Source organism: Thermococcus paralvinellae (assembly GCF_000517445.1).
GTDB lineage: Archaea > Methanobacteriota_B > Thermococci > Thermococcales > Thermococcaceae > Thermococcus_B > Thermococcus_B paralvinellae.
In genome coordinates, this window is the sequence record NZ_CP006965.1 from 337,785 (window position 1) to 349,775 (window position 11,991).

Annotated in this window: 11 protein-coding genes; 4 read left to right on the top strand and 7 right to left on the bottom strand. The window is 40.0% G+C overall.

Features of this window, described 5'->3' with window-relative positions:
- Positions 1-83: 83 nt before the first annotated feature.
- Positions 84-1,085 carry a TIGR01177 family methyltransferase gene (locus TES1_RS01885; protein ID WP_042679716.1) on the top strand — a complete coding sequence of 334 codons (1,002 nt, stop codon included), beginning with the start codon at positions 84-86 and terminating at the stop codon, positions 1,083-1,085.
- 8 nt (positions 1,086-1,093) lie between these two features.
- Here TES1_RS01885 and TES1_RS01890 read toward each other — a convergent pair whose 3' ends face one another.
- The 7 genes from TES1_RS01890 to fba form a co-directional block, all read right to left on the bottom strand.
- Positions 1,094-1,756, bottom strand: a complete 663-nt coding sequence (locus TES1_RS01890; RefSeq protein WP_042679718.1) for a hypothetical protein — start codon at positions 1,754-1,756, stop codon at positions 1,094-1,096.
- A 2-nt stretch (positions 1,757-1,758) separates the two neighbouring features.
- Complete coding sequence (locus tag TES1_RS01895; protein WP_042679720.1) at positions 1,759-2,052, bottom strand: Clp protease/crotonase-like domain-containing protein; 294 nt, start codon at positions 2,050-2,052, stop codon at positions 1,759-1,761.
- Entirely contained in the window at positions 2,042-3,034 is a 993-nt protein-coding gene (locus TES1_RS01900) for an ArsA family ATPase (protein WP_042679722.1), read from the bottom strand. The genes TES1_RS01895 and TES1_RS01900 overlap by 11 nt, the downstream gene beginning before the upstream one ends.
- A 9-nt stretch (positions 3,035-3,043) precedes the next feature.
- Positions 3,044-3,322: a hypothetical protein gene (locus TES1_RS01905; protein WP_173391284.1), complete on the bottom strand. Its 279-nt coding sequence runs from the start codon at positions 3,320-3,322 to the stop codon at positions 3,044-3,046.
- A 51-nt stretch (positions 3,323-3,373) separates the two neighbouring features.
- Positions 3,374-5,074, bottom strand: a complete 1,701-nt coding sequence (locus TES1_RS01910) for a carbon starvation CstA family protein (RefSeq protein WP_042679724.1) — start codon at positions 5,072-5,074, stop codon at positions 3,374-3,376.
- A gap of 256 nt (positions 5,075-5,330) precedes the next feature.
- Complete coding sequence (oadA, locus tag TES1_RS01915) at positions 5,331-7,130, bottom strand: sodium-extruding oxaloacetate decarboxylase subunit alpha (RefSeq protein WP_042679726.1); 1,800 nt, start codon at positions 7,128-7,130, stop codon at positions 5,331-5,333.
- 174 nt (positions 7,131-7,304) lie between these two features.
- Positions 7,305-8,150, bottom strand: a complete 846-nt coding sequence (fba, locus tag TES1_RS01920; RefSeq protein ID WP_042679728.1) for a class I fructose-bisphosphate aldolase — start codon at positions 8,148-8,150, stop codon at positions 7,305-7,307.
- Between the two features lie 96 nt (positions 8,151-8,246).
- Here fba and TES1_RS01925 point away from each other — a divergent pair, with 96 nt between their 5' ends.
- The 3 genes from TES1_RS01925 (at position 8,247) to TES1_RS01935 (ending at position 11,991) form a co-directional block, all read left to right on the top strand.
- Positions 8,247-8,996, top strand: a complete 750-nt coding sequence (locus tag TES1_RS01925; protein ID WP_042679730.1) for a biotin--[acetyl-CoA-carboxylase] ligase — start codon at positions 8,247-8,249, stop codon at positions 8,994-8,996.
- A gap of 156 nt (positions 8,997-9,152) precedes the next feature.
- Positions 9,153-10,439 (top strand): dicarboxylate/amino acid:cation symporter, encoded by a 1,287-nt coding sequence (locus tag TES1_RS01930; protein ID WP_042679733.1) that lies wholly within the window; start codon positions 9,153-9,155, stop codon positions 10,437-10,439.
- Between the two features lie 115 nt (positions 10,440-10,554).
- A complete protein-coding gene (locus tag TES1_RS01935) occupies positions 10,555-11,991 on the top strand; it encodes a hypothetical protein (protein ID WP_042679734.1) in 1,437 nt (478 codons plus the stop codon).

Sequence of the window (11,991 nt, forward strand, 5' to 3'; positions counted from 1 at the left end):
TGATATACAGCCTTATATCTATTGCTGAAAGATGTTTTGCGATGTGGACAAAGCTTTAAAAGACCTTCTTCTAATTTTTCATTATGCTTTATGTAGAAATCCTTGGAAATTTGCCCAGCTTAGCTAAAAGTGAAGTTAAAGCACTCCTTGAGCTTGCGGATAGAAGATTTAAAATTGCTGAGGAGGATTATCTACTTCTGGCAATTGAAGGTGATGAGAGAGCTTTTCCCTTTTTAGATAGACTTGGGATGACCCATGAATATGGAATTTTGTTTTTTTCAGCAGAGAATGTTGAAGAACTCTATGCCAAAGCGGAAAGCATTGATTGGGGTGAGTATATAGCTGGGACTTTCAAAGTTGACAGAGAGACTATGAGAAATTGCACTCATTATGTTGAAAATCTCGAAAAGAAGCTCGGTGCAATAATTTACAGACAAGGGTTCAAAGTAAATTTATCTAATCCTAACACTCTTGTGAGAGTTTACTGTGGGAAAAAGCTGTGGGTAGGAATTAGAGTTAGATTTTTCAAAGCAAAAACCTTTGATGAGAGGAAAGCCGATAAAAGACCTTTCTATAAACCAATTGCTCTGCCTCCAAGAATTGCGAGGGCTATGGTAAATTTAGCAAGGGCAAGAAAAGAGGTTCTTGATCCTTTTATGGGTACTGGTGGGATCTTAATAGAGGCTGGATTAATGGGTTTGAAAGTCTATGGCGTTGATTTACGAAAGGATATGGTTGAAGGAGCAAGGATAAACCTCGAATATTTTGGTGTTAAAGACTATGTTCTAAAGAAAGGAGATGCAACCAAGCTTAGAGAAATCTTTCCAGATAAGACTTTTGAAGCAGTGGCAACTGATCCTCCTTATGGTTCCTCAGCAACTTTAGCTGGAAGGAAGAGGGAAGAGCTATATGAAAAAGCACTAATGAGCATTTACGAAGTCCTTGATGGTTACCTCAGTATTGCTTTTCCAGCTGATTTTAATGCTGAAAAAGTTGCCGAAAAAATAGGGTTTGAAGTTTTGGAGAAGCACTATCAGAGGGTTCACTCTTCCCTTGACAGATATTTCTATGTAATGAAAACATAAAAAGAAAGTCAGCTTCCAAAGGGACTTTCCTTCAGCTTTTCGTTAACAAATCTGACAATGTGTTTAATATCATCTTGAATTGTTTCTGGTTCGGGCTTCATGAGAATGTAAAATACATTTGTTTTTGGAGTTAGTGAGATGTGCTTAACATTTTCTGGTTTTGAAAAGCCTTGTAGGAATTCTCTAAGTAACTCGACGTCTCTTCTCTTTTCAAAAAGCGCCTCGTATTGTTTTCCATTAACCTCAATGAAGTGCCTTTGAAGGAGGTCTTCATCCTCAATTTTGGGCTTTATACGATAATACCGTTTCTGAATTAGGTGGGCTTCTCTTTTTATCTGCGAATACGGTTTGATAACTATATAGAGCTTGTCATGCCTGCTTATCAGCTTTGAGATAGGCATGTAGAATATACTCTGTCTTGGCAGTAGGGTTAATGTATATTCAAACTTGTCTATATTGCCTTCGTTGACTTTGTAGTGAGCTCTGAATCCAATATATCCCCCAAGCCATATATACTCTTTGTCTTTTGGCTTTATTATATCTTCAATTGCTCTCAGGTAGTGCTGCATTAACATTAGGTTTAGCTTTCGTCCTTTAAAGAATTGAATTGACGCCACTCCAGCTAAAATCATAATCACCATTAAAACTTCTGGTGAAACTTTTATGTCCATATTTAAACCTCCTCAATTGGGTAGTATCTTTGGAGAGTCATACTATCAATTATCTCAAATTCAGAAACTTTGTCCTCTAAAACTTTTACTATCTCCTTAACAATCTTTGTATGGACAGTCCAAATAACTGCCATTTCGAAAGGGCTTTGTGGGCTTCTTCGTGCTAGGTCGAGGTAAATTACTATCCTGTCGTTGTCTTTAACTATTTTAGCAACTATTCCAAGCTTAACTATATTTTCTCCACTTATTGGTTCTTTGACCGTTTTGAGAAGCTCGTATATCCTGTCAATCTCCAACTATTACTCCCCCTATTCTTTCAAGCCATTCTAAACCTCTCGGCTCTTCTTCAAACATTGGAACCTTGGCTATATCGATCCCTTTGAATTTGCTTTTTGTAAGCTCTAGAACTTTCTTTTGAGCTTCAATCTTAACTTTAAGTTTTGGTGGAACTTCTTCAAGCTCAAGTATCTTGTTAAGGACAATAAGCTTGAAAGGTATTTTGAACTTATTCAGACTCCCGTAGGCTCTCTCTGTCTCATAGAATGGCAACATTTCTGGATTCATTACTGCTACAACAGTAGTTTTCTCAGGATTAGTTATTATTTTGTGCACGAATTCAATTTCCTCTCTATACTTTTTGAGCTCTTTCATCACGGCATCTTCTTCCTCATCGCTTGGCAGCTTGTACTCTTGCCCTTCAATAATGAACTTTCTTTCTCCCTGTATTTTTTCTATGGCTTTTCTTCTCTCGAGGATCTTTCTCCTTATCTCAATTAGCTTGTCGGCCCATATCAAAGATATTCTTGGCAAAGCAAGAACTCTCAAAGTTAATCCAGTAGGAGGGGTATCAAAAACAATAACATCCCATTTTTCTCCTTCCATCAAAATTTCCCTAATTGCTTCAAGTGTTGCATACTCTTCAATGCCGGGAGAAAAACTCAGAATTTCAAAATATTTCTCCAAGTTTATTACAGTCAAATACTTATACATATGCTTTAAATTCTTTTCCAAATGCTTCAAATAACTTTGAATGAGCTTTTCCATGTCAAGCTCCATTGCATATAGATTTTCTATTATTTCCTTGGGTTTATCATTCAATTTTACCATGAGAACATCTCCAAGGTTATGGGCAGGGTCTATAGAAACTATCAGTGTTTTATATCCTTTTTTTGAGAGAGCTATTGAAGTAGCAGCGGCACTTGTAGTTTTCCCAACACCGCCTTTCCCTATGAAAAAGAGAACCCTGAATCCTTCTTTTGGCATTAAGTACTCCTTCATTTTATCACCTCATGTGATTTCAAAGAGCGCAGATATTTCCCCAAAAATGTCATCCATATCCACAACCCTTTGCTGCATAACATATATTTCCCTGACCATATGGGGCATTAACCGCATAACAAGAGTCGTAGGTGGGGAAGGAATTCCGACAAATGCGCCCATAAGAAGTAGTGCGAAAACATTTTCTAACTCTCTTTCTTCAAACTCAAGATATTCAGTAGATTGTTGTTTAAATGCGCTGAGGAAACCTTTAATGAAGTACTTCACATTTTCCAGAATTTTTACCATGTTATCACCTCTTCAAGAAGATTAAGAAAGAAATTAGAAAAATGAAAGAACTCAAGCGGTCGCGTACTCCTCGGCTGGCTTCTTCCAGGCGGCGTACCAGTCGACGACGAGGAGCAGGTTGAGGAGCAGGCCGACGACGGTGATGAGGGACACCCAGAATCCAGGCTTGATGACGACAAGGAACCAGACAAGTGCTGCTGTCACTGTAATCCACAGGAAGAGCGCGGGGATGACTACTGCCCACTTCCATGCTCCCTCTGGCCTCTGAACCTTTGCAACCCACAGGGAAGCTGTCATCATCGCAATACTTGCCAGCATCTGGTTCATACCGCTGAAAGCCGGCCAGATGATAAGCCAGCTTCCGCCCCAGGCCATGTAGATACCGAAAATGGCAAGGATTATTGATGCAACCCACTTGTTCTTGAGGATTTCTGGTCCGTGAATCATGTCCATAATTTCTTGCCATGCAAACCTTCCAAGTCTTGTGGCTGTATCGAGTGTTGTCAATGCGAATGCTGAGACCCACAGGCTTGCGAATACTGCACCGGTCTTGAATGGAATTCCAAATGCATCTTCAAGTCCATAAGCGTAGCTCTTTGCAAATATTCCAACCTTAATTCCGTGCTTTACAACCTGGATTGCATATTGTGCACCCCAGTTTGTGGTGTCAACTGGTATGTTCATTGTCTGGAATACTTTGAGACCATATACTGCAATTGAGGCAATGACAATTGTTGAAAGGAATCCTTCTGTGAACATTCCACCGTATCCAACGAGCAATCCGTGAAGTTCATTGTCCAACTGCTTTGATGTAGTACCAGAACCGACGATTGAGTGGAATCCACTCAATGCACCACATGCAATTACTAATGGAACAGTTGGCCAGAATGGTGAGGGCTTTCCACCGACAACGTTAGCTGACCATGTTGTAAATGCTGGTGCTGTAAATGTTCCAGCACCTTTGAGTCCTACTACTATGAAGGCAACACCACCAAGGAGGAGTCCAAACCAGAGGATGTATGCGTTGAGGTAATCTCTTGGTTGCAGGAGAACCCATACTGGGAGTGATGAGGCTATGATGATATAAATACCTAAGACAATCATCCATATTTGCTTGCTTGCAACAATTGGGAATTTAAATCCAAGCCATACTGCAAATACAAGAAGTATAAGACCAATTGCTGTTCCAACGTAGAAGTTAATCTTCATCTTGTATAATAAGTATCCGAGGATTATGGCATCTATCAAGAATAGCAGTGATGCAGTTGCTGCTTCTGGAGTTCCAACGAAAATTCCGGATATAACTGCTGCGAATGCTGCTATTACAAGTACCAGAGCGAACCAAACGTAAAGCTCAAAGGCCATGCTGGTTCTCTTGCTCATCAGCTTACCTGCAACCCATTGTATTGACTTACCATCGTATCTGACAGATGACATCAGCGCTAGGTAGTCGTGAACTGCACCGATGAAGACGTTTCCGAACCAAACCCAGAGCAATGATGGAAGCCATCCCCATGCCATTGCTACTGCCGGACCTACTATTGGACCAGCACCAGCTATTGAAGCGAAGTGGTGTCCATAGAGAACTATTGGGTGGGCTGGGACATAGTCAACACCATCGTAGAGTCTATGGGCAGGGGTAGGTCTGTTTGGATCTGCTTTAACAACCTTATTTTGAAGAGCTTTTCCATATAGCATGTACAGTCCTGCATATATCAAAGCAGCTACCAAAATAATAACTGTCGAATTCATTTTAGCACCTCCATGTACAAAGCTTTTCGTTTTCTACTTTTTGAACATTGAATATATAAAAGTTTTCGAGAACTTCTTGAATAAATCGCAAAAAATTTTGGGATATTTTATCATTTAGATGTTTAAAAGATTAGAAAATTGTACCAAAAATTGAATAAAAAATGGCAAACAGCTGAAAATATTTTCTTTAGTGTTTTATAATCATAAAGTTATGGTGTCATTTCTTTTGTAGTGTGCAAGCTTCACACTTAATAAATCAAGCTATTTCTATTAGTGGTTGTCCTGTGTCGACAGTGTCGCCTTCTTTTACGAGGATTTTCTTTACGATGCCGTCTTTTGGTGCTGGGATTTCATTCTCCATTTTCATAGCCTCCAACACTAGCAACCCCTGACCAACCTTCACTTGATCCCCCTCACTAACAAGAATCCTCAAAACCTTACCCGGCATAGGCGCAGAAACAACACCCCCACCCACTGCAGAAACTGACGACGAAGTTGAAGACACAGACGAAGCCTGTACCGGAGCCGAAACAGAACCCACTGAAGTCGCAGATGAAGTTGAAGCCAGTGCTGTTGTTGATTGTACAACTCCTCCTTGTACTGAAATTGCGGGCATTATAAGATTCTCAAGCTTTATTCCTTCAATTCCAACTTCATATTCCCTTCCACTGATGTAAATCTTGATGATTTTGCCTTTTGGCTTTTCTTCGACAGGTCTAAGTTCTCCTTTCTTTCTTAACTCAAAGAACTCAAGAGCAACCTGTGGAAAGAGAGCGTAAGTTAATATGTCTTCCTCTTTCTCTAGATATCCTTTCTCCTCAAGCTCTTTTCTATACTTTTCAAGGATAGGTTCAAGTAAATCAGCAGGTCTAACTGTTATTGGTTCCTCATTTCCAAGGATAAGCTTCCTAATTTCCTCCTTTATTGGGACTGGTGGCTTTCCATACAGTCCTTTGACGTAATTCTTGGTTTCCTCAGTAATCATTTTGTACCGTCCAAATAGAACATTGAAAACTGCTTGAGTTCCGACTATCTGTGAAGTGGGAGTAACTAATGGGGGATATCCGAGTTCTTCTCTAACTTTTGGCACCTCTTCAAGGACTTCATCGAGCTTATCCAGTGCCTTAAGTTCACTTAGCTGTTTTATCAGGTTAGAATACATTCCACCTGGAATCTGATGAAGCAGAACATTTGGATCCCCATGAAGGGCCCTTTTGTTCATTAGATGGTCATATTTTTCATCAAGAATCTTCCTTAGGTAGCGGGAAATTTGGAAAATAAGCTTCATGTTAATTTGAGGTTTGTCCTTTTCATTTAGTGCATGGTAGATTGTCTGGATTGCTGGCTGTGCTGTTCCATTAGCCAATGGATAGATTGCAGTGTCTATAAAGTCCGCTCCGGCTTCTATAGCTTTTAGATAGGTAGCTGAAGCTAAGCCGCTTGTTGCATGGGTGTGGACATTAACTTTGATGCCGTATCGCTCTTTAATCTCTTTTACGAGCTCATAGGCCATCTGAGGATCCAAAAGGGCGGCCATATCTTTGATTGTTATGTAATCCACATCAAGCTCTATTAGCTCATCAACCTTTTCTAGGTAGTAATCAAGTGTGAAAACTGGACCGGTAGTGTAAACTATAGCTCCCTGAACTTCTGCTCCTACCTCTTTAGCTTTCTTAATTGCTGTCCTCATATTTCTAACGTCATTTAGAGCATCAAAAACCCTGAAAATGTCGATTCCATTTTTATACGCGAACTCCACAAACTTTTCTACAACATCGTCAGGATAATGCCTGTATCCAACGACATTTTGGCCTCTCAGAAGCATCTGGAGTTTTGTTTTCTTTATATGCTCCCTTAAGAGTCTAAGTCTTTCCCAGGGGTCTTCCCTCAGAAATCTTATGGCGGCATCAAAAGTTGCCCCTCCCCAGACTTCCATTGAGTAAAAACCTATCCTGTCCATCTTTTCGGCTATCGGGAGCATATCTTTTGTGCTCATCCTTGTTGCTATTAATGATTGATGAGCATCTCTAAATGTTGTGTCTATTATCTCTACCATTCTAATCACCTTGTCCCTTTTGTTCAATAAGAACACGAGTGAAGTATAAAACCCCTTTGAACAAAACCTTGTTTAAATCAAATTCGTCAAAAAATTTTCTTATCAAGTTAAGAATTAGTCCATAACTTTTTACACTTTTTTGATTAAAATTAGATAAAAGTAAAGGAGATAAAATCAGAGTAATCCCTCAGCTTTTGCAGCCTCTTCAGGCTCTTCGTTGCGGTGGATTACCCTAAGCAAAGCTTTAATCATAGGTTCTGGATTTTCACGTTGGAAAATATTTCTGCCAACGACTGCTCCAGCTCCACCGGCTTCAATGACATCATAGACAACTTTCAAGAATTCGAGAGGATTCTTAGCTTTTGCTCCTCCGCTTAAAAGGACGGGAACACCAGCAGCTGCATCAACAACTTTGGCAAACGTCTCTTTTGAACCAGTCCAGTAAGTTTTAATCATGTCTGCGCCCATCTCCGCCGCTGCCCTTGCTCCATACATTACAACTCTGTAATCCTCCTTTTTGCCGTATTTTTCATTGATGTAGGGCCCTCTTGGATAAGCGAACTGAACAACAGGTAATCCGAAATCATGAGCAATACTTGCAACCTCAGCAAACTGTTTCATCATTATATCCTCATAGGGTGAGCCCCAGTAAACTGTTGCTGCAACTGCATCGGCTCCAAGTTTAATTGCGTCTTCAACAAAGCCGAGGGGGCTCTGCAAAAGCTGATCTTCCTTTGGTCTTAAATTTGTCTTACTCGTGAGCTTGATCATCAAACCGGTATCTGGTTTCAACTCATCAGCAGCAATTCTTGCGATTCCTGGCAGCATCATAACGCCATCGATGCCTGCTCTAACGACCTTTCTTATGATTATCTTCGGCTTTATATGCTCCCAGACCTCATTAAAGTCCTCTGGCCCGTGTTCAAAGCCATGATCCATAGCAAATATCAAAGCCCTGCCATCTCTTCTGAAGAATCTCCTGAGTCTCCTTTTAATTCCAATATTCTGAAATGCATTCACACTAATCACCTAGAGTGATATAACAATTTCTGTAAATTTAAGCTTTGCCGTTAAGTTAAATTAGCTAAAATGATGAAAACCTTCTTGGTGAGGCTCATGCTAAATCTCAATACAAAAATCATAGGGAGAAAGATCATCTATCTCCAAGAGGTAGACTCCACGAATGAATTTGCTAAAGGAATAGCTCCCCAAGAGGAGGAGGGTACAGTTATTGTTGCAGACATTCAGACAAAAGGTAAGGGAAGGAAGCTGAGAGTGTGGTCATCTCCAAAAGGCGGTTTGTGGATGAGTATCATTCTAAAGCCCAATGTCCATCCAAAGCATCTCACAAAGCTCGTGTTTATCTCCGCACTTGCTGTTGTTGAGACTTTAGCTGAATTTGGAATCGAAAGTAAGATTAAATGGCCAAACGACGTTCTTGTTGGAGGGAAGAAAATTTGTGGAATTTTAAGTGAAGGGAAGTATTCTGAAAATCGTGTTGAATATGTAATTCTAGGTCTGGGTATCAACGTCAACAATGAGCTTCCCAAAGAATTGAAAGATACTGCTACATCTATACGAGAGGTTCTTGGATTTGAGGTTCCACTTATAGATGTTTTCAAAAAACTCATTGGTAAATTGGATAAAGAGTATCTCCAGTATCTTAAAGGGAATTATGAGGAAATTCTAGGTAGGTGGAAAATGTATAGTGCTATAATCGGCAAAAGAGTTAGAATTATCACAGATGATGGCGAAATAGCTGGGGTAGCTATTGATATTGATGAGAACGGTGCGCTAATTCTTAAGCAAAATAATGGAGTTTTAGAGAGGATCTACTATGGCGATGTATCCCTTAGATTTTCTTAGGTCTTTGGTCTTTACTTTATTACCTACATCACTATCATTATATAATATATCAATTGCCGAAATGTCATTAGACAAATGGAAAAGTTAATATACCAAATGCACATAACTGTCAATTGCCGCCCATTAGGGGAGGTACTTGATTAGAGGTGAACAGCCATGGCACAGAAAGGGGTTTTGAGAACTTATCTCGACATTCCAGTGCTTCAAAAGATTTTGGCTGGTTTGATTCTTGGTGCCGTTTTTGGTTTGATTATGGGGCACATGGGATACGCAGATGCCGTCAAGACGTACATTAAGCCCTTTGGTGACATCTTTGTCAGATTGTTAAAGATGTTAGTTATGCCAATAGTCTTTGCCTCACTAGTTGTCGGTGCAGCAAGCATAAGCCCAGCAAGACTTGGGAGGGTTGGAATTAAGATAGTTATCTATTACCTCTTAACTTCAGCATTTGCCGTTATGCTCGGTATAATAATGGCAAGAATTTTCAAGCCAGGTCTTGGTTTACAATTAGCCACTAGTGCTCAATTCCAGCCAAAAGAAGCACCATCAATGGTGCAAACTCTGCTTAATATAATTCCAAAGAATCCATTTGGAGCCTTAGCTAACGGTCAAGTATTGCCAACAATATTTTTCGCGATAGTTCTTGGTATTGCATTAACATACTTAATGAACAGTAAGGACGAGTTTGTAAAAGACAGCGCTAACACGCTCTTCAAGGCAATAAACGGTCTCGCAGAGGCTATGTACAAGATCGTCGGCGGTGTTATGCAGTATGCTCCAATAGGTGTCTTTGCATTGATAGCTTACATCATGGCTGAGCAGGGAGTCAAAGTCGTTGGTCAGTTGGCAAAGGTTGTTGTAGCGGTATACCTTGGTCTGATCCTGCAGATAGTACTCGTTTACTTTGTGCTTCTCAAGGTCTTTGGTCTCGATCCAATTAAGTTCATCAAGAAGGCCAAAGATGCCATGATTACTGCATTTGTTACAAGGAGTTCAAGCGGTACTTTGCCAGTTACAATGAGAGTTGCTGAGGAAGAGATGGGAATAAGCAAGGGTATCTACTCATTCACACTTCCACTCGGTGCAACAATTAATATGGATGGAACAGCTCTGTATCAAGGTGTTTGTACGTTCTTCATTGCCCTTGCAATAGGTCAGCACCTTACCCTTGGACAGCAGCTTACAATAGTTCTCACAGCAGTTCTTGCATCAATTGGTACAGCCGGTGTTCCTGGAGCTGGTGCAATAATGCTTGCAATGGTTCTTCAGAGCGTTGGACTTCCATTGACAGACCCGAGTGTTGCCGCAGCTTATGCAATGATCCTTGGTATTGACGCTATCTTGGACATGGGTAGAACAATGGTCAATGTTACAGGAGACCTTGCAGGTACCACAATCGTTGCAAAGACAGAGGGGGAGCTTGACCTGAGCAAGTGGGAGTAACTATCTTCTCTTTCTTTTTGTTACTTTTCTGTTATGTCTCAGAGTTTAGGGGATAACGTTAAATACTCCAACATAACGCTACTTCTTAGGACACTAATAATGGAGGTAATGTGGAATGAGAAAGTTGGGTGTGCTGCTAATAACTCTTCTTTTGGGAATCTCTATGGCTTATGCTCAGGAAGTTCCGTTTTATAAGGAGGAATTTGTGTTCACAATTAAGGTCTTGAACAATGGAGATGCTCAAATAACCTTAAGAACTTCATGGCTTGAGCCCAAAGATGAAATACAGAAGCAGATTGAACAGATACTTAATCAAACTAATCTCACGAAGGAAGAGGCAATTAAAAAATACGAGCAAGAGCAACTTGAAAGATACATCGCAAGCCTTGCGAATTATGGAATAAAGACAACTAATCAGAGCCTAAAGATTTTAGGTCTTGACAAAGATAACAACCTAACAGTGGTTTTTACAGCTGTTGCAGAGAAGTTTGCTAAATACTATTCATATGATGGATATTGGGAAATAATAGTTGATCCAACTAGGGGATATGGGACTGCTCCAATCCCGGACACTGGCTTGCCGTATAAAGTTGAACTTCACAACATTTTTATAATTGAGCTCCCCCAGGATGCTAAGCTCTTGGAGTATCCAAGGCCCATAACAAGAGAATACAACCAAAGCAAGTTCTATGTTCGTTCAAAGGTTGAAGGCAACAAGATAATTGTAACTTCAGACATATATCTTGAGCCTTATTTGAAACCAGAAGGATTTAAAGCACTCTTTGGTGATTACAGCACATTCTATGTTAGATACACAACTCCTCAACCGGGAGAGGAGGAGCAGTATCAAAAAGTAGTTTCTGAGCAGTACTTGAGAGCTGAGATTTTGCCAAATGGGACAACGAACTTGTTCATAAGGGATACATATATTGAACCAAAAGATCAAGTCCAGCTTATGAAACTCCAGATAAACACGATGGGGGTTCAAAATGTTACGGATTTAATTCTTCAAAACAACATAAAAGCACTTGGAAACCAAGGGATTAGGGTCAATAAAGCAAATGTTCAAATTTTGGGGCTTAATGAGACTGGTCCACTTATCATTGAAGCAAATTATGTTGTCCAGAACTTTACAAAAAAGGTGAATGGAACATATGAATATTCGTTTGACCCAACTTTAGGATACATGTTTTATGACATAGGATACAGAGCTCAGAATGAAATAAATCAAACTCTAAAGATTGAATTTGTTCTTCCAAAAGATGCTAAAATCGTAGAAGTTCCGCAGAACTTAACAAGAGAACTCAAAGGTAATAAGTTCACTCTAACAACATTAGTTGATGGAAACAAAATCTCAGTAACGGCAAATGTTTTCATTCGCTATGGTGCACATCAAGATGATGTCCAAAAACTCCTTGCAAATGTCAGCAGAGCATACATCAGATTTACACTTCCAGAGACATCTCAGGGAGTTAGCTATAAACAGATAGGAGCCGTGGTTGGTGCAATTGTGCTCATAGGAGCAGCAATCTTCTTGATTAGGAGAAGATGA

Bases quoted from the DNA above. Each gene is read 5' to 3' on its own strand.
- TES1_RS01885 (WP_042679716.1), top strand. From the start codon at position 84: ATGCTTTATGTAGAAATCCTTGGAAATTTGCCCAGCTTAGCTAAAAGT.
- TES1_RS01890 (WP_042679718.1), bottom strand. From the start codon at position 1,756: ATGGACATAAAAGTTTCACCAGAAGTTTTAATGGTGATTATGATTTTA.
- TES1_RS01900 (WP_042679722.1), bottom strand. From the start codon at position 3,034: ATGAAGGAGTACTTAATGCCAAAAGAAGGATTCAGGGTTCTCTTTTTC.
- TES1_RS01905 (WP_173391284.1), bottom strand. From the start codon at position 3,322: ATGGTAAAAATTCTGGAAAATGTGAAGTACTTCATTAAAGGTTTCCTC.
- TES1_RS01910 (WP_042679724.1), bottom strand. From the start codon at position 5,074: ATGAATTCGACAGTTATTATTTTGGTAGCTGCTTTGATATATGCAGGA.
- oadA (WP_042679726.1), bottom strand. From the start codon at position 7,130: ATGGTAGAGATAATAGACACAACATTTAGAGATGCTCATCAATCATTA.
- TES1_RS01925 (WP_042679730.1), top strand. From the start codon at position 8,247: ATGCTAAATCTCAATACAAAAATCATAGGGAGAAAGATCATCTATCTC.
- TES1_RS01930 (WP_042679733.1), top strand. From the start codon at position 9,153: ATGGCACAGAAAGGGGTTTTGAGAACTTATCTCGACATTCCAGTGCTT.
- TES1_RS01935 (WP_042679734.1), top strand. From the start codon at position 10,555: ATGAGAAAGTTGGGTGTGCTGCTAATAACTCTTCTTTTGGGAATCTCT.